Below are 16776 nucleotides of genomic sequence, written 5' to 3' on the forward strand. Positions count from 1 at the left end.
CCGCACCAGCTCCCCCCGCCGACCGCTCGCCGCCCTCGGCGCCGTGGTCGCCGCCGCCGCGCTCACCGCCTGCGGCGGCGCACCGGCGCACCAGGGGCCGCCGCCGTGGTCGGCGGCGACCGGATCAGCATCGCCCAGGTCGACGCCCGGGTCGCCGCGGTGCGGGCGGGCGCGGCGCAGAGCGGGGCCGCCGCCGAGGAGCAGCCCGGCCTGGCCCGGCACGCCGTCTCCGACCTGGTGCTCGGCAAGGTCGTCGCCCGCGCCCTGACCGATCGTCAACTGGACGTCAGCCAGAGCGAGATCGACCGGGCCCGGGCCGCGGACGCCAAGACCGTCGGCGGCGAGGCCAAGCTCGCCGAACTGCTGCGCGCCAAGCAGGGCGTCCCGGCCGGCGACATCGACGGCTTCTACCGCCAGCAGATCGGCCTGATGAAGCTGGCCGGCGGCCAGGACCCGAGCGGCGCCGACGGGGACGCCGCGATCCGCAAGGCGCTGGTCGACGCCGGCACCGCGCTGCACATCGAGGTCAACCCGCGCTACGGCAGCTGGGACACCGCCCGGATCGGCCTCGCCGACAGCACCGAGGACTGGCTGCCGAAGACCGTCCGGACGTCCTGACCGCTCCGGCCCGTTCAGTGCGCCCGGACCGCCGCGCCCCCCGCCGCCGGGGCGCGGTGCCGGGCGTCGTGGGCCAGCAGCGCCAGCTGGACCCGGTTGGTGGCGCCGGTCTTGGCCCGGATCCGGCGCAGGTAGGTGTCGACGGTGTGCGGGCTGAGCTGGAGCCGGCGGGCGATCGCCGAGTAGGTGGCGCCGTGGGTGAGCAGTTCCAGGACCTGGTGCTCGCGCCGGCTGAGGCCGTCGGTGAGGTCCGGGGCGGGGAGGGGCGGAACGGTCGACATCTGCGGTCCCTTCGTCGGGGCGGGTCGGCGGGGGAGCGGCGCGGCTCAGCTCAGCGGCTTGCACAGCGGCAGGTCGCAGCCGCCCCAGGAGGTGTCGCCGTCGGAGGCCACCGCGGTGACCGGGGCGGGCGAGGCGGCCGAAGCGGCCGAGGCCAGCACGGGCGCGGCACCGAGCAGGGCGGCGAGCAGACCGGCGAACGCGACAGTGCGAGCGAACCGCTTCATGGCAGGGTCCTCCTGGGATGTGGAAGGGGGGATCTCTCGGCGGTCCGGTTCCCGATCGGAGCACCGGCGCCCGGGAACCAGCATGGCCACCCGCCCGCGTCCGAACCATTGTCCGGACACCTCACCAACTGCTCTGGCAGCAAGATGACCTGGGGACAGAAATGGACCTAATACCCCGAACCCCCGCACCGGAGGCCGGTTTCGTCCCCGATCCGGCCGACGTCGCGGCCTACTCCTGGGTGCAGGAGCACGGCCGGCTCGACCCGGCCGCCCTCGCCGCGCACCTCGAACGCCAGGGGCTGGACCCGGCCGGCGCCGCCGCCGCGCTGCGCCGCCTCGCCGACTGGCGGCTGATCCACCCCGACCCGGCCGACCCCGCCCGCGGCCACGCGCTGCCCCCGCAGAGCGCGATCGCCGCCCTGGCCGCCCCGGTCGAGGCCGAGATCCAGCGCAGCCGGGCCGAACTCGCCCACCGCCAGGCCCTGGTGTCCGCGTTCCTGCCGCACCACCGGCAGGCCGACCGGGGCGCCGTGGACGGCACCGGCGCGATCGAGGTGATCGCCGACCTCCCCGGCGTCCAGGCCGCCCTCGAACGGGCCTCCGCGGCCTGCCGCAGCGAGGTGCTCACCATCCAGCCCGGCGGCAGCTCCCGGGTCCCCGCCGCGATGGAGGCGGGACTGCGCCGGGACCGCGCCCTGCTGGGCCGCGGCGTGCGGATCCGCACCCTCTACCACCACACCGCGCGCTTCCACGGCCCCAGCCAGGCCTACGTCGAGGCCGCCACCGCGCTCGGCGCCGAGTACCGCACCGCGCACGAGCTGTTCGGCCGGCTGATCGCCTTCGACCGCGAACTCGCCTTCCTGCCGCTCAGCGACGGCTCCCCGGGCGCCCTGGTGGTCCGTCAGGAAGCGCTGCTGGCCTACCTCTGCGACATCTTCGAGCAGGCCTGGACGCTGGCCCGCCCGTTCGCCGCCGCCGCCGAGGACGGCCTCGAACAGGTCTCCCAGGAACTCGACCGCACCATCGTCCGGATGCTCGCCGCCGGGCTCAAGGACGAGGCGATCGCCCGCCGCCTCGGCATGTCGCTGCGCACCGCCCGCCGCCACATCGCCGACATCATGGACGAGTTGGGCGCCGAGAGCCGCTTCCAGGCCGGGGTCGCCGCGGCCCGGGCCGGCCTGCTCGACGACTGAACCGCCGCCGGACGTCCGTTGAACCGCCGCCCCGCCGTGTCACGCGGTCCCGGGACCTGACCCCCGGGACCTGACCTCCGGGACCGCTTTCCCGTGACTGTCCGCCGACCGCGCCGCGCCGCACCATTGTTCTCAGCGGGGCACACCGGGCCCCACCGGGACGGCGGAACGGAGGCGAACGCGATGCAGTGGGGACCGGAAGAGGCCAGGCCGGCCGACCCGGCCCGCGAAGTCGCCGCCTTCCTCCACCGCCGGCTCGGCAGCGGCCCGGCCCTGCTGTGGACCGAGGGCGACCCCCCGGACGGCGAACCGTCCGGTGCCGCCCCGGCGCACCGGGCGGCCCGCTGGGCCGACACCCTGCGCCGGCTCCTGGGCCGGGCCGTGGAACCCGCGGGTGAACTCACCCCGGGCGAGGGCAGCGCCCTGCTGCTCTTCCAGCACCACGGCGCCTGCCAGGTCCGGCCCACCCCGGGAAGCGACCAGGGCCTGCGCCTGCGCCCCGGCCAGTGGCTGCTGCTGCCCCCGGGCTGCGGCTGCCACCTCAAGTGCCGCCCCGGCGCCGAACCGCTGGCGCTCCGCATCCCGACCGCCTGACCGCACCACCCTCCCGGGCCCGCGCCGGGGCGACGACTGCCCCGAGCCGACCGAAAAATCCCTTTCACCCCTTTCCCGAATGGAGTTCCGTCATGGGCGTCACCACCTCCGAGTCGACCTCGAAGTTCGCCGCGCTGGCCCGTCAGGCCGCGCTGTCGGTGGCGGTGGCCGCCGCGGTGGGCGGTGCGGTGTTCGCGCCGGCCGCCGCCGCGCAGGCCGCCGAGGCCGGGACCGTCACGGCCGCGGGCCACGCCACCCCGAACGGCTGCGGCGAGTGCTACCCGGACGTCATCTGACCACCGCCCGTCCCGCTCCACCCCCCTCTCGTTCCCCTCTCTTCCGAATGGAGTTCCGTCATGGGCATCACCACCTCTGAGTCGACCTCGAAGTTCGCCGCGCTGGCCCGTCAGGCCGCGCTGTCGGTGGCGGTGGCCGCCGCGGTGGGCGGTGCGGTGTTCGCGCCGGCCGCCGCCGCGCAGGCCGCCGAGGCCGGGACCGTCACCGCCACGGGCCACGCCACCCCGAACGGCTGCGGCGAGTGCTACCCGGACGTCATCTGACCACCGCTCCACCTCCCGGGGCCGCCGGCGGCCGTCACGCCGCCGGCGCCCCGAGCGCCCCGCACCACCCACCCCCGTACCGGAGAGGAACCACGGCCATGGACTGGCTGGCCCGCTGCGTCGACGACCCCGAGACCTTCCTGCGCACGCACTGGCGCCAAGGCCCGGTCCTGCTCCGCCCCGCCGACCCGCCCACCGAACTGCTCACCGTCCAGGGCCTGTTCGACATCATCGACGAGGGCACCCTGCGCAACCCGTACGCCGGCCTGTTCACCGCCGACGGCACCGTCTCCGAGGCCGACTACTGCCCGCCCCGGATCATCGCCGGCCGCACCCTGGACGGCTGCCTCGACCCGGAGCGGGTCCGCGCCCTGATCCGCGACCGCGACGCCACCCTGCAACTGCGCTACCTCAACCACTGGCACCCGGGCGTCCGCGCCCTGACCGCCGGCCTGTCCGAGGGACTGGGCCGGCTCACCGAGGCGTTCCTGTTCTACTCGCAGCCCGGCCAGCACGGCCCCGTGCACCGCGACGAGGGCGACATCCTGGTCATCCAGCTCAGCGGCACCAAGCACTGGCAGGTGTACGGCGGCCCCACCCACCCGGGCTGGCAGCCCGTCCGCGAGGACGACCCGGGCCCGTGCCTGCTGGAGACCGAGGTGCACCCCGGCGAGGTGCTGTACGTGCCCAACGGGTACGCCCACACCGCCCGCGCCACCGAGGCCGGCCCGTCCCTGCACCTGACCGTCGCGCTGCGCGAGGCGTGCGCCGTCCACCTGCGCACCCAGCTGCGCAGCCTGCTCTCCGAGGGCCTGGAGCTGCCCGCCCGCCCGATCGACGAGGACACCCTGCTGCAGACCGGCGCCGACCTGCTGGAGCACCTGCGGGCCCGGCTGGCCACCGCCACCCCCGAGGACCTGGTCGCCGCCGCCCGGCAGGCCGCCTACAGCAGCCGCCCCACCGCCTGACCAGCCGTCAGCCCACCCGCCCCGAGGGCCCGTCCGCACCACGAGGAGAACCGACCGTGACCGACACCTGGCTGAGCCGCTTCGTGGCCGACGAGGAGCAGTTCCGCACCGCGCTGTGGCGCACCGCCCCGGCCGTGCTGCGCCCCGCGCACCCGCCGGTGGACGTGCTGCCCGCCGCCGAACTCGACCGGCTGCTCGACCACGGCCTGCTGAAGGCCCCCTACCTGGGCCTGGTGCAGCGCGACACCCACCTGCCCGACGCCCGGTTCTGCCCGCCCCGGGTGGTGCTCGGCGAACTGGTCGGCGGCTACGCCGACGGCCGGGCCGTGCGCGCCCTGATCCGCGACGAGCAGGCCACCCTGCTGCTGCGCTACGTCGACCAGTGGCACGACGGGGTGCGCACCCTGTGCCGCGGCCTGGCCGCCGAACTCGGGCGCCAGGTCGAGGCGTTCTACTTCCTGACCCCGCCCGGCACCCAGGGCCGCCCGGTGCACCGGGACGACGCGGACGTGTTCGTGGTGCAGCTCTCCGGCGCCAAGCGCTGGTGGGTGCACGGCGGCCCGGCGGACGGCAACTGGGTGCCGGAGCGGGAGGACGGCGACCCGGGCGAGGTGCTGCTGGACACCGTCCTGCGGCCCGGCGAGGTGCTGTACGTGCCGCGCGGCTTCGCGCACCGGGCCCGCGCCGAGGAGGGCGCGCCGTCCGCCCACCTGTCGCTGACCGTCCGGGAGGTCGCCAGCGCCAACCTGTACACCGTCGCGCAGAGCCTGCTCGCCGACAGCTGCGAGCTGCCCGGCCGCCCGCTGGACGACGCCGCGCTCACCGGGGCCGCCGCCCGGCTGCTCGACCACGCCGCACAGCTGCTGGCCGAACTGACCCCGGCCGACCTGCTGGCCGTCACCCGGCAGGTCATGCTCCAGCCCGCGGCCTGACCGGCCGGAGCCGGCCGCGGGCAGGTGCCCGGTGGCGCCCCGCGCGGCGGGCCCGGCCCGGTAGGTTCGACCCCGTGGAGACTCCGAAGTTGACCCTGCTGACCACCACCCACCGCATCGCCCCCGGCCTGCTGTCCTGGCCCGCCTGGGAGGCCCTCCGGTCCGCCCCGAAGGTGCTGGCCGGTGTCGCGGACCACCCGCAGCTGGCCGCGTTGCGCGCGGCGGGCGTCGAACCGCAGGTGGTCGAGCGCGGCTCGGCCCCGGCGCTGGCCCGCCGGCTGCTGGCCGAGGCCCCGGCACTCTGGCTGGAGAGCCCGGACGGCGACCCGGGGCTGACCGACGCGCTGGCCCGGATCGCGGTGGAGGAGGCCGGCGAGCACCCGGAGATCGAGGTGCTGCCGGGCTCGTACGACCTGCCGGGGGCCCGGCTGCTCGACCTGGTCGCGGTGATGGACCGGCTGCGCTCGCCCGGCGGCTGCCCCTGGGACGCCGAGCAGACCCACCGGAGCCTGGTGAAGTACCTGGTGGAGGAGGCGTTCGAGCTGGTCGAGGCGATCGAGGAGGACGACCGGGAGACGCTCCGGGAGGAGCTCGGCGACGTGCTGCTCCAGGTGTTCTTCCACTCCCGGATCGCCGAGGAGGACGCCGCGGACCCGTTCTCGATCGACGACGTCGCGGGCGACCTGGTCGACAAGCTGATGTACCGCCACCCGCACGTGTTCGGCGACGTGAGCGTCTCCGGCTCGGCCGAGACCGAGGCCAACTGGGAGCAGCTGAAGGCCGCCGAGAAGCAGCGCGAATCGGTGCTGGACGGCGTCCCGGCCGGCCTGCCCGCGCTGGCGTACGCGGCGAAGCTGGTGTCGCGGGTGCGCCGGGCGGAGTTCACCGGCGTGCCGGACGCGCCGTACGAGCTGCCCGCCGAACTGACCGCGGAGTCGGCCGGGCAACTGCTGCTGGCGATCGCGCAGCGCGGCTACGACCGGGGCGTGGACGTGGACGCGGCGCTGCGCGCGGCGGCCCGCCGCTACCGCGCGGCGGTCCGCTCCGCGGAGGGCCTGCCCGAGGAGTGAGGAAGGGGACGGCGCCTAGCCGGCCAGCGGGACGTCCGCGACCGGGCGGCGCTGGGGCGGGACGACCTCGCCGATGGCCTCGCCGACCAGGGTGAGCAGTTCGGCCAGCGGGTCGAGGTGGCCGGGCAGGTCGGCGAGCTGGACGATCCGCTCGCCGTCCGGGCCGGCCACCGCGAACAGGTCGATCGGGCCGAGGTGCTTGACGGCGGTGTCGACCAGCGCGGCGAGGTCCGCGGGGTGGTGGACGTCGCCGGAGACGCCGACCACCGGGCAGCCGGGGCGGTCGAGTTCGGCGGCCAGGTCCTCGGCGATGCCGGGGCGCAGGTCGGCGATGAGCAGCCCGGCGGCGCCGGCGGCGGAGAACCGGCGGGCCAGGTCGGCCCCCGAACCTCCGTCGAGCACCGCGATGACCACCACTGCACCGGCTACTCGCATGGCCTGCTCCCCTTTCCGAGGGCGAACCCGGGGCCGGCCCGCACGCCGCCCACTGTGGTTATCGGAGGATCGTAGGCTCGCCCCGACGCTCCGCAACAGGGATTACCCACCAGGTGACCAGACTCACGCGGTGGTCCTTCCAGATACGGTCAAGACATGCCAGACCAGCCCCACGCCGCCCACCCGCAACTCTTCACCTGGGAGTTCGCGGCCGACCCCTACCCGGCGTACGCCTGGCTGCGGGAACACGCCCCGGTGCACCGCACCACCCTGCCGAGCGGGGTGGACGCCTGGCTGGTCACCCGCTACGCGGACGCCCGGCAGGCGCTGGCGGACGCCCGGCTCTCCAAGAACCCGGCGCACCACAGCGAACAGGCCCACCGCAGCGGCCGGGTGGGCATCCCCGGCGAGCGGCAGGCCGACCTGATGACCCACCTGCTGAACATCGACCCGCCCGACCACACCCGGCTGCGCCGGCTGGTCTCCAAGGCGTTCACCCCGCGCCGGGTGGCCGAGTTCGAGCCGCGGGTGCGGGAGATCACCGACCGGCTGATCGACTCCTTCGCGGCCCGCGGCGAGGCCGACCTGATCCACGAGTTCGCCTTCCCGCTCCCCATCTACGCGATCTGCGACCTGCTCGGCGTCCCGGCCGAGGACCAGGACGACCTGCGCGACTGGGCCGGGATGATGATCCGCCACACCGGCGGTAAGAGGGGAGGGGTGGGCCGGGCCGTCAAGCAGATCCGCGGCTACCTGGCCGACCTGATCCACCGCAAGCGCGCCGACCTCGGCGACGACCTGATCTCCGGCCTGATCCGGGCCAGTGACCACGGCGAGCACCTGACCGAGAACGAGGCCGCGGCGATGGCCTTCATCCTGCTCTTCGCCGGGTTCGAGACCACCATCAACCTGATCGGCAACGGCATGTACGCGCTGCTGCGCAACCCGGACCAGCGCGCGCTGCTCCAGCAGTCGTTGGAGCGCGGCGAGTCGGCCCTGCTGGAGACCGGGATCGAGGAACTGCTGCGCTACGACGGCCCGGTGGAGCTGGCGACCTGGCGGTTCGCCACCGCGCCGCTGACCATCGGCGGGGTGGACGTCCCGGTCGGCGACCCGGTGCTGGTGGTGCTGGCCGCGGCGGACCGCGACCCGGCCCGGTTCGCCGCCGAGAACACCCTCGACCTGGCCCGCCAGGACAATCCGCACCTGGGTTTCGGACACGGCATCCACTACTGCATCGGCGCCCCGCTGGCCCGGCTTGAGGGGCAGCGCGCGATCGGCAGCCTACTGACCAGGCTGCCGGACGTTCGACTGGCCGCCGATCCGGCCGAGCTGCGCTGGCGGGGCGGGCTGATCATGCGCGGTCTGCGCGACCTCCCGGTCTCCTTCACGCCCCGCTGACGCCGTTTCAGCACCCGCGACACGCCGCCGCGCAGGGCCGACGACGCGCCGGGGCGGGGGCGCGCGTCGCACGCCCGTCCGGGACGAACCCGGACATACCTGGATCGTTCGTGCACGTGGAGAAATCATCCGTGATTTCGGCGTGATCATGGTGATATGAGCTTGTGATTGCTCGTCAGCTTTGCTTACTCTCCGACATGCCCGCAGCTGCGGGCCCCGATCGCGGCACGCCGAGTCCTGTCCGCCGCGTCCTCGGGCCACCGACCAGGTACCGGACAGGAGTGGGGGAACCAGTGTGAACGCCGTGGTCCCAACGGCTTGGGGTGAAGCCGCCGGGCAGCGGGCGCAACCGCGTCCGAACCGTCCGGCGGCCGGGCCAGCCTCCCGGTCCGAACCCGACAGCTCACCTCGCAGGCGTGCGGAGAGGATGTCCCGTGCTGTTCACCAACACTGCTCGCCACCGCCGTAGTACCAAGGCCGAGAAGGTCGTCGTCGCCGCCGGCGCGGCCTCGATCGGCCTGGCACTGCCACTGCTCGCCGCCACCGGAGCGGCAGCCGCCTCCGCCGACACCTGGGACCGCGTGGCCCAGTGCGAGAGCGGCGGCAACTGGAGCACCAACACCGGAAACAGCTTCTACGGCGGCCTGCAGTTCACCTCCTCCACCTGGCGCGCCTTCGGCGGCGGCCAGTACGCGGCCCGCGCCGACCAGGCCAGCCGCTCCCAGCAGATCGCGGTGGCCGAGCGGGTGCTCGCCTCCCAGGGCCCCGGCGCCTGGCCGGTCTGCTCCAAGCGGGCCGGACTCGCCAAGGGCGGCGCCCCCGCCGACGTCTCCGCCGACACCGCCTCGCGCTCCGAGGAGCGCCCCACCGCACCCCGCGAGCCCGCGAGGAAGCCCGCCGCCCGGCCCCAGGCGGCCCCCCGGGACGACGCCCCGCAGAACGCCGCCGGCGGCTACACCGTCCAGGACGGCGACACCCTCTCCGGCATCGCCGTCGCGCAGCGGGTCTCCGGCGGCTGGGAGCGGATCTACCGGGCCAACCAGCAGCTGATCGGCGCCGACCCCGACCTGATCGTGCCCGGCCAGGTGCTCGCGCTCTGACGCCGCCGACCCGTTCCGGGTCCGGCATCCGGGACGCGAGGACCGGAGCCTGACGAGGCTCCGCCGCCGCCCTGACGAGGGCCGCGTCCCCTGACGCTCCGTCCGCTCCCGGCGCGCGCCGAGCAGTTCGCGCCACCGGGAGCGGTGGAACGGCCGTCAAACAGGTGAACTACCAGTGAGTAGCCGGGCCACACCGTGAGACGGGGCCCGGCCGGGCGTGGCCGCGGGGCGCTGTGCGGCTAGGCTCTGGTCGTAACGACCACACATCCGCTTCCGCTAGGAGATGCCTCGTGCCGTCCATTGATGTCGTCGTAGCCCGTGAGATCCTCGACTCCCGCGGCAACCCCACGGTCGAGGTCGAGGTCGGTCTCGACGACGGCAGCACCGGTCGCGCGGCCGTCCCGTCGGGTGCCTCCACCGGCGCCTTCGAGGCCCTGGAGCTCCGCGACGGCGACAAGAACCGCTACTTCGGCAAGGGCGTCGAGAAGGCCGTCCTCGCCGTGATCGAGCAGATCGGCCCCGAGCTGGTCGGCTACGACGCCACCGAGCAGCGCCTCATCGACCAGGCCATGCTCGACCTGGACGCCACCCCGGACAAGTCCTCGCTCGGCGCCAACGCCATCCTCGGCGTCTCGCTCGCCGTGGCGCACGCCGCCTCCGAGGCCAGCGACCTGCCGCTGTTCCGCTACCTGGGCGGCCCGAACGCCCACGTGCTGCCCGTCCCGATGATGAACATCCTCAACGGCGGCTCGCACGCGGACTCCAACGTCGACATCCAGGAGTTCATGATCGCCCCGATCGGCGCGGAGTCCTTCTCCGAGGCCGTCCGCTGGGGCGTCGAGGTCTACCACACCCTCAAGGGCGTGCTGAAGGAGCGCGGGCTCTCCACCGGCCTGGGCGACGAGGGCGGCTTCGCCCCGAACCTGGACTCCAACCGCGAGGCCCTCGACCTCATCACCGAGGCCATCAAGAAGGCCGGCTACACCCCGGGCAAGGACGTCGCGCTCGCCCTGGACGTCGCCGCCTCCGAGTTCTTCGAGGACGGCGCCTACCAGTTCGAGGGCAAGGCGCTCTCCTCCGCCGACCTGATCGCGTACTACGCCGAGCTGGTCGCCGACTACCCGCTGGTCTCCATCGAGGACCCGCTGGACGAGTCGGACTGGGACGGCTGGAAGGCCATCACCGACGCGATCGGCGACAAGGTCCAGCTGGTCGGCGACGACCTGTTCGTCACCAACCCGGAGCGCCTGCGCAAGGGCATCGAGACCGGCACCGCCAACGCGCTGCTGGTCAAGGTCAACCAGATCGGCTCGCTCACCGAGACCCTGGACGCCGTCGAGCTCGCCCAGCGCAACGGCTACCGCTGCATGATGTCGCACCGCTCCGGCGAGACCGAGGACGTCACCATCGCCGACCTCGCCGTCGCCACCAACTGCGGCCAGATCAAGACCGGCGCCCCGGCCCGCTCCGAGCGCGTCGCCAAGTACAACCAGCTGCTGCGCATCGAGGAGATCCTCGACGACGCCGCCGAGTACGCGGGCCGCTCCTCCTTCCCCCGCTTCAAGGGCTGAAGGCACTGAGCCTGTTGTGACCGGTGCCCCGGCTCCCACCGCGTAGGGTGGGGCCGGGGCACCGGCATGCGCAGGAGGGGCGAGCAGATGGCCAAGTGGAGGATTCCCGGGTTGGCGGCGCGACCGCGCTTCACCAGCCGGGCCACCGTGCTGGTCCTCGTGCTGTGCTCGCTGGTGGCGATACTCGCCTACCCCGCCCGGCAGTACATCGCCCAGCGCGGCGAGATCGCCGACCAGCGGGCCAAGGCCGAGCACGCCCGCCAGCAGGTCGACGAGCTGCGCCGGGAGAAGGCCCGCTGGCAGGACCCGGAGTACGTCAAGGCGCAGGCCCGCGAGCGGCTGCACTACGCGCTGCCCGGCGAGACCCCGTTCGTCTCGGTCTCCCCGCCGCCCGCGCCCGGTGCCAAGCCCTCCTCGGCGGACGCCGCGGCCGGCCCGCCGAAGGCCGCCAAGCCCTGGTACGCCGCCCTCTGGGACTCGGTGGACGCCGCCGACGCCGCGGCGCCCGCGCCGCAGCCGGCCCCCTGACGACCCCTCACCCACCCCCGGACGAACAGACTCCTGACCTGATGAGCAACCAGAACCCTCCCGCGTCCGACGCCCCCGAGGTGTCCGAGCGCGACGTCGCCGCCATCGCCGCCCAGCTCGGCCGGGTCCCGCGCGGGCTGCGCGGCGTCGCCCACCGCTGCCCGTGCGGCAACCCGGACGTGGTGGAGACCGCGCCCCGGCTGCCCGACGGCACGCCGTTCCCGACGCTCTACTACCTGACCTGCCCCAAGGCCGCCTCGCTGATCGGCACCCTGGAGGCGGACGGCGTGATGAAGGAGCAGACCGCCCGGCTCGCCGAGGACCCGGAGCTCGCCGCCGCCTACCGGCGGGCGCACGAGGACTACATCGCCCGCCGGGACGCCATCGAGGTGCTGGAGGGCTTCCCCAGCGCCGGCGGCATGCCCGACCGGGTCAAGTGCCTGCACGTGCTGGTCGGCCACTCGCTGGCCGCCGGGGAGGGCGTCAACCCGCTCGGCGACGAGGCGATCGGGATGCTGGAGCAGTGGTGGGCCAAGGGCCCGTGCGTCAGCGACGCCGAGGTCGAGGCGGCCGGCGCCCGGGTCGCCCGCAACCGGGCCAAGGCCGCGGCGCAGGACCACGACGCGGTGATCGCCGCCAAGGAGGCACTGAGTGCCGAGCGGGCGGCCCGCAAGGCCGCCGCCGAGGCCGGACAGGCCGAACGGGCCGAACAGGAGGACGAGTCGTGAGCCCGACCCGGGTCGCCGCGATCGACTGCGGCACCAACTCGATCCGCCTGCTGATCGCCGACCTCGACCCCGCCACCGGGGAGATCGCCGACCTGGACCGGCGGATGCTGATCGTCCGGCTCGGCCAGGACGTCGACCGCACCGGCCGGCTGCACCCCGAGGCGCTGGCCCGCACCTTCGCGGCCTGCCGCGAGTACGCCGAGGTCATCGACGCGCACGGGGTCGCCCCGGACCGGATCCGGATGGTCGCCACCTCCGCGTCCCGGGACGCCGAGAACGCCGCCGAGTTCACCGCCGGGGTCAAGGAGATCCTGGGCGTCACGCCGAGCGTGGTCAGCGGCGACGAGGAGGCCCGGCTCTCCTTCACCGGCGCCACCCGGGAACTGCTCGGCGGCCCGCACCGCCCGCCCTACCTGGTGTTCGACCTGGGCGGCGGCTCCACCGAGTTCGTGCTCGGCGAGCGGGACGTGCGGGCCGGGTACTCGATGGACATCGGCTGCGTGCGGATGACGGAGCGCCACTTCGCGGGCGGGCAGCCCACCGAGGCGCAGATCGCGGCCGCCCGGGCCGACATCCGGGCCGCGCTGGACACCGTCGCGCAGACCGTCCCGCTGGACTCCGGCGCCACCCTGGTCGGCCTGGCCGGCACCGTCACCACGGTGGCCGGGATCGCCCTCGAACTGCCCGGGTACGACTCCGAGCGGATCCACCACGCGGTGCTGGACGTCGCGCAGGTCCGGGAGACCGCCCAGTGGCTGCTGCACTCCTCGCACGCCGAGCGGGCCGCCGTCCCGGTCATGCACCCCGGCCGGGTGGACGTGATCGCGGCGGGCGCGCTGGTGCTGCTGGAGATCATGGAGCGCACCGGGGCCGCCGAACTGCTGGTCTCCGAGCACGACATCCTCGACGGGATCGCCTGGTCCATCGCCTGACCCGGCACCCCGGGCGGGAGGGTCTTCTGGGCCCTTCCCGCCTGGGGAGCGTCAGAGCAGTGGGACGCCGGGCAAGGGTTGCCTGCGGTCGGCGAGGCCGTCGGGGAACGGGTCGACCGGGTCCGGACAAGTAGATCGGTGGATCGCTGCCCGCAGGTAGCTTCCGTTCGCCCCGCGGTGGGCGAGGTAGGGCACCGGTATCCGGTTGAGGTGCGCCGCGGCTTCCACGGCCTCGTACGAGGCCGGGTCGGGGACGGGGGCGTGCAGCCAGTAGCAGCCGCACCCGAGTTGCCTGATCGCGATCTCTGAACCTAGGAGGGTCCCGAGTACGTCAGCGTGGCCGAAGACGACTTCGCCGTACGTCAGTGCTGCACTGCCGCCGGGCGGGTTGTCCTCAGCTGCCGTCACTGGTCAACCCGTGGTAACGGTTGAGGTCGGCGGCGTCGTGCTCGGCAGTGCGACGCCCGATGTACCACGCCGGCTTGGCCATCGACCGGCACCAACTGCCGTCCGGGCGCCGTACACCCCACAGCGGAGCTCCGTCCGGCGCCCGGTCCAGCATCTCGACTCGGTACAGGTGCTGCTGGTCGCTCATGCCGTCCACCGGGCAGCGCGAAGAGCGAGCGTGGCTCGGTCGAGGTAGTCGGTCCAGCAGTCGCTGGCGCCAGGGTCGTGGTCGCGCCCGACGCCGGTCGTGCAACGGGAGCAAGTGCGGCACCGCCGGTACGCATCAGCGCTACGGGCTGCAGGCCGCTCGGCACACCTCTTCTTGGCCATGGTGCTCCCCTGTCGTATGCGAATGCGAGCAGGCATTGAGAGCCAAGGAATGGCCACTGATCTGCCTCATCATCAGAATCGGCCGTATTGCCACGGAGAGCGATACCACCTCGGTAATCTCACAGTGAGATCCCTCGCAGGAGGTCCGACATGGGCAGCCCGCCCGCTTTGATGCCGCTCTCCCTGCCCGAGGCCGCCTGGCAGCACTCCGATGTTCGCCAGGCGCTCCGCGATCGGCAGATGGGCACCGTGCTGCGCTGGGTGCAGCACCACACCGGAGCCAGCCAGACCAGGCTGTCCATGGCGATCGGCGTGACCCAGTCCCGGGTCAACGAGATCATCAACGGCCGCCGCGAAGTCAGCAGGCTCGACGTGTTCGAGCGGATCGCCGACGGCCTGTCCATGCCGGATGCGGCCCGGCAGGTTCTCGGCCTCGCCGCGAAGCGCCGGGCACTCGGCGGCGTCGCCTTCGACCTGGCTGCGTGGCCGGAGATCGTCCGTGTGTACGACTCCCAGGACGCCGCGGCCGCCGAGATCCAGCGCGCTGCCCGATCCGCTGGCGAGATCGACGTCCTGGCCGTCCGCGGCCTCGGCCTGCTCGGGCTGAACTCCTCGCTGTTGCGGCCCCACCTCGACCGCGACGGCGACGTCCCGCCCCGTCTCCGCGTACTCCTGCTCGACCCGGGCTCCCCGGCCGTTGCGCACCGGGCCGCCGAGATCGGCGAGTCCGCCGAGTCCCTTGCGGGCGGCATCCGGCTGGCCGAGGCCCGGTTGCGCGAGCTGGCGGCCGGCGGTGGGGTCGAGGTCTACCGATACCGCACCTTGCCAGTCTGGCGGGTCATCAGGATCGGGACAGTGCTGTACGTCGGGGCGTTCGATGCCGGGTGGGAGGGGCACGAATCTGCCACGTACAAGCTGGTCCGCACTCCGAGCGGCCCCTTGTGGGCGGGGTTCCGCAGGTTGTTTGATGCGATGGCCGAGGACAGCATCCGCATCATCTGACGGAGGACCAGGTGGCCATCGAAGCCGAGCTGAAGGCCCACGTACGCGACCCCGAGAGCGTGCTGGCTGCGCTGGAGAAAACGACCGGCCCCGGCCGGGTCGAGGTGTACCACGACACCTACTACGACGACCCCACCGGCGGCCTGATGGATGCCGACCGCGAACTGCGGATCCGCACCGTTCACGGCCCCGACTCGACCCGCACCGTGCTCACCTACAAGGGCGCTCGCGTGGACGAGGAATCCGGGTCGAAGCCGGAGTTCGAGACCCGCCTTGACGACCCGGACGCCGGACACGCCATCTTCCGCGGGCTCGGCTACGTACCTCGGATCGCGTTCGAGAAGCGGTGCCGCAACTACGAGTTCGAGCAGGACGGTCGCCAAGTGCTCGCCACGCTCGTTCGGGTGCCCGAGATCGACGGCACCTTCCTCGAGGTCGAGACGGCCGCGGCGGACGAGGCCGAGCTGCCGGCCGCGCTCGCGGTGGTGCGCGGCGTGCTGGGCGAGCTCGGCATCACCGAAGACGACTTCACCACCGAGCTGTACACCGACGCCGTCGCGGCCGCCCGGCCGTAGCAGCCCCGGGGTCTGGCGGCTGATGTCACAACTCCGCTACACCGCAGGCAAAGGGCCGCCACACCCGACTACCGTCCAGGTGTTCCTTTGCCTGTCCTTGGGAGATCTGTGATGCGGGTCCGCACTGCTGCTGCCGTCCTGCTGCTCGCCGCCGCTACCGCGTGCAGCTCCTCGAGCACTACCGGCACCACGTCGGCGCCGTCATCCGCGGCCGCCAGCCCGCAGCAGTCGACGGCCGCCCCGGCCGGTGCCGGTGCCGGTGGCCTGCCGCCGAAGCCGGACCAGGCCACGGTCACGAAGTACATCGCGGCCCTCGATGCCATCGACAAGGACATCGTGCACGGCAAGGCGGAAACCGCCGTCAGCCGCGGCCGGGACGAGTGTTCGTCGATCGGCCAGGGCAAGGCCCAGGACGAGCTGGTCAAGCTCGCCATCGCGCGGTTCACGAGCCCGGACCACCCGCAGGGCTTCGGCCCGGAGAAGGCCGCGAAGATCGTCCAGGTCGTGCACGAGAACATCTGCCCCACGTTCTGACCCGCCCGGAGAGCGACGATCCGCGAGGTGCTGGCGGGGTTCCGGCCGGGGCCGGCCGGAGCGTGGCCGTCGCCGAACTGCGCAAGCTGCTCCGACCGTCTGCCGGGCCGGAGTCCGCAGGCTAAGGGCGGCGGGCGAGAAGCTGCAGGAGCCCGACCACGGCGACACCGGCCACGATCTCCCGGCGGTCGATCATGCCCTGGATGTGGTCGAGGGCGATCCACTCGATCCGGTCGGCCTCGTGGGTGTCGACGGGCGGTGCGATGTACTCGGCGCCGCGGGCCAGGAAAGTGTGGTGCTCGGCGTTCGACATCCCGCCGATGGGCTGGTTGTAGGCGAGAGGCTCGACCGCGGCGACGCGCCAGCCGGTCTCCTCCTCCACCTCCCGGATCGCGGCTTGCTCCGGAGTCTCCCCGGCCTCGACGATGCCCGAGGGGATCTCCCAGTTCCAGGTGTCGGTGGCGAATCGGTGGCGCCACATCATCAACACCTCGTCGCGGCCGTTGAGGACCACGACGGCGGCGACCGGGGCGAACCTCACGAGGTGGTGCTCGTATCGGGCGTGACCGGGGGGTTCGATGTCGACGAGGTCGAGCTTGACCCAGTGGCTGGTGTAGATGGTGCGACTGCCGTGCACGGTCCACTCGCTCATGGCGGTGATCATCCCACGGGGCTGTTGCGCGTCCAGCCCATCATGCTCCGCGTGAAGGCGTTCCAGCGGTCGGCTCGGCCCGCGGCGAGGAGAACGCCCT

22 protein-coding genes, 1 pseudogene and 1 riboswitch are annotated in these 16776 nt (G+C 73.6%); of the genes and pseudogenes, 17 read left to right on the top strand and 6 right to left on the bottom strand.

Annotated elements, in window-relative coordinates:
• The first annotated feature begins 105 nt into the window (after positions 1–105).
• Positions 106–618 (top strand): hypothetical protein, encoded by a 513-nt coding sequence (locus OU787_RS19755; protein ID WP_268660176.1) that lies wholly within the window; start codon positions 106–108, stop codon positions 616–618.
• A 14-nt stretch (positions 619–632) separates the two neighbouring features.
• On the opposite strand, the gene OU787_RS19760 is transcribed toward OU787_RS19755, so the two are convergent.
• Together OU787_RS19760 and OU787_RS19765 are read right to left on the bottom strand one after the other, a co-directional pair.
• Positions 633–899 carry a response regulator transcription factor gene (locus OU787_RS19760; protein WP_051817433.1) on the bottom strand — a complete coding sequence of 89 codons (267 nt, stop codon included), beginning with the start codon at positions 897–899 and terminating at the stop codon, positions 633–635.
• Positions 900–944: 45 nt separating this feature from the next.
• Positions 945–1124 (bottom strand): hypothetical protein, encoded by a 180-nt coding sequence (locus tag OU787_RS19765; RefSeq protein ID WP_030462662.1) that lies wholly within the window; start codon positions 1122–1124, stop codon positions 945–947.
• A 161-nt stretch (positions 1125–1285) separates the two neighbouring features.
• Between OU787_RS19765 and OU787_RS19770 the strand changes: the two genes are divergently transcribed.
• The 7 genes from OU787_RS19770 (at position 1286) to OU787_RS19800 (ending at position 6441) form a co-directional block, all read left to right on the top strand.
• Entirely contained in the window at positions 1286–2317 is a 1032-nt protein-coding gene (locus OU787_RS19770; protein ID WP_268660177.1) for a helix-turn-helix transcriptional regulator, read from the top strand.
• 183 nt (positions 2318–2500) lie between these two features.
• Positions 2501–2911: a hypothetical protein gene (locus tag OU787_RS19775; RefSeq protein WP_030462660.1), complete on the top strand. Its 411-nt coding sequence runs from the start codon at positions 2501–2503 to the stop codon at positions 2909–2911.
• Positions 2912–3003: 92 nt separating this feature from the next.
• Positions 3004–3207: a hypothetical protein gene (locus OU787_RS19780; RefSeq protein WP_030462659.1), complete on the top strand. Its 204-nt coding sequence runs from the start codon at positions 3004–3006 to the stop codon at positions 3205–3207.
• Between the two features lie 60 nt (positions 3208–3267).
• The gene (locus tag OU787_RS19785; RefSeq protein WP_268660178.1) at positions 3268–3471 is read left to right on the top strand and encodes a hypothetical protein; all 204 of its coding nucleotides are present in this window, start codon (positions 3268–3270) and stop codon (positions 3469–3471) included.
• 98 nt (positions 3472–3569) lie between these two features.
• Entirely contained in the window at positions 3570–4439 is an 870-nt protein-coding gene (locus OU787_RS19790) for a JmjC domain-containing protein (RefSeq protein WP_268660179.1), read from the top strand.
• 56 nt (positions 4440–4495) lie between these two features.
• Positions 4496–5371, top strand: coding sequence for a JmjC domain-containing protein (locus OU787_RS19795; RefSeq protein ID WP_051817430.1), 876 nt, complete (start codon positions 4496–4498; stop codon positions 5369–5371).
• Positions 5372–5445: 74 nt separating this feature from the next.
• Positions 5446–6441, top strand: coding sequence for a MazG family protein (locus OU787_RS19800; RefSeq protein WP_030462656.1), 996 nt, complete (start codon positions 5446–5448; stop codon positions 6439–6441).
• 15 nt (positions 6442–6456) lie between these two features.
• Here the strand turns inward: OU787_RS19800 and OU787_RS19805 are convergent, their stop codons facing one another.
• Positions 6457–6876, bottom strand: coding sequence for an SDR family NAD(P)-dependent oxidoreductase (locus OU787_RS19805; RefSeq protein WP_081967186.1), 420 nt, complete (start codon positions 6874–6876; stop codon positions 6457–6459).
• A 156-nt stretch (positions 6877–7032) separates the two neighbouring features.
• Between OU787_RS19805 and OU787_RS19810 the strand changes: the two genes are divergently transcribed.
• The 6 genes and pseudogenes from OU787_RS19810 (at position 7033) to OU787_RS19840 (ending at position 13136) form a co-directional block, all read left to right on the top strand.
• Positions 7033–8277 (top strand): cytochrome P450 family protein, encoded by a 1245-nt coding sequence (locus OU787_RS19810; protein WP_268660180.1) that lies wholly within the window; start codon positions 7033–7035, stop codon positions 8275–8277.
• 232 nt (positions 8278–8509) lie between these two features.
• A riboswitch (cyclic di-AMP (ydaO/yuaA leader) is annotated at positions 8510–8708 on the top strand.
• A gap of 3 nt (positions 8709–8711) precedes the next feature.
• Positions 8712–9377, top strand: coding sequence for a transglycosylase family protein (locus OU787_RS34590; RefSeq protein ID WP_030462653.1), 666 nt, complete (start codon positions 8712–8714; stop codon positions 9375–9377).
• Positions 9378–9667: 290 nt separating this feature from the next.
• A complete protein-coding gene (gene eno / locus OU787_RS19825; RefSeq protein ID WP_030462652.1) occupies positions 9668–10948 on the top strand; it encodes a phosphopyruvate hydratase in 1281 nt (426 codons plus the stop codon).
• Positions 10949–11035: 87 nt separating this feature from the next.
• Positions 11036–11476 (top strand): FtsB family cell division protein, encoded by a 441-nt coding sequence (locus OU787_RS19830; RefSeq protein ID WP_232795124.1) that lies wholly within the window; start codon positions 11036–11038, stop codon positions 11474–11476.
• 41 nt (positions 11477–11517) lie between these two features.
• Positions 11518–12045 (top strand): annotated as a pseudogene (locus OU787_RS19835) (DUF501 domain-containing protein); the annotation flags it as partial.
• Between the two features lie 155 nt (positions 12046–12200).
• Positions 12201–13136: a Ppx/GppA phosphatase family protein gene (locus tag OU787_RS19840; RefSeq protein ID WP_268660181.1), complete on the top strand. Its 936-nt coding sequence runs from the start codon at positions 12201–12203 to the stop codon at positions 13134–13136.
• 51 nt (positions 13137–13187) lie between these two features.
• On the opposite strand, the gene OU787_RS19845 is transcribed toward OU787_RS19840, so the two are convergent.
• Together OU787_RS19845 and OU787_RS19850 are read right to left on the bottom strand one after the other, a co-directional pair.
• Positions 13188–13544 (bottom strand): hypothetical protein, encoded by a 357-nt coding sequence (locus tag OU787_RS19845; RefSeq protein ID WP_268660182.1) that lies wholly within the window; start codon positions 13542–13544, stop codon positions 13188–13190.
• Positions 13531–13731 (bottom strand): hypothetical protein, encoded by a 201-nt coding sequence (locus OU787_RS19850; protein WP_268660183.1) that lies wholly within the window; start codon positions 13729–13731, stop codon positions 13531–13533. Before OU787_RS19850 ends, OU787_RS19845 begins: the two co-directional genes overlap by 14 nt.
• A gap of 332 nt (positions 13732–14063) precedes the next feature.
• Between OU787_RS19850 and OU787_RS19855 the strand changes: the two genes are divergently transcribed.
• The 3 genes from OU787_RS19855 to OU787_RS19865 all read left to right on the top strand — a co-directional run bounded on the left by OU787_RS19855 (position 14064) and on the right by OU787_RS19865 (position 16024).
• Positions 14064–14915, top strand: coding sequence for a helix-turn-helix domain-containing protein (locus tag OU787_RS19855; RefSeq protein WP_268660184.1), 852 nt, complete (start codon positions 14064–14066; stop codon positions 14913–14915).
• Between the two features lie 11 nt (positions 14916–14926).
• Positions 14927–15490: a class IV adenylate cyclase gene (cyaB, locus tag OU787_RS19860; RefSeq protein ID WP_268660185.1), complete on the top strand. Its 564-nt coding sequence runs from the start codon at positions 14927–14929 to the stop codon at positions 15488–15490.
• Positions 15491–15601: 111 nt separating this feature from the next.
• Positions 15602–16024 (top strand): DUF732 domain-containing protein, encoded by a 423-nt coding sequence (locus tag OU787_RS19865; protein ID WP_268660186.1) that lies wholly within the window; start codon positions 15602–15604, stop codon positions 16022–16024.
• A 121-nt stretch (positions 16025–16145) separates the two neighbouring features.
• Here OU787_RS19865 and OU787_RS19870 read toward each other — a convergent pair whose 3' ends face one another.
• Positions 16146–16676 carry an NUDIX hydrolase gene (locus tag OU787_RS19870; protein ID WP_268660187.1) on the bottom strand — a complete coding sequence of 177 codons (531 nt, stop codon included), beginning with the start codon at positions 16674–16676 and terminating at the stop codon, positions 16146–16148.
• Positions 16677–16776 lie beyond the last annotated feature (100 nt).

The sequence above is a fragment of the Kitasatospora sp. YST-16 genome, assembly GCF_026802215.1.
Taxonomy (GTDB): domain Bacteria; phylum Actinomycetota; class Actinomycetes; order Streptomycetales; family Streptomycetaceae; genus Kitasatospora; species Kitasatospora cineracea.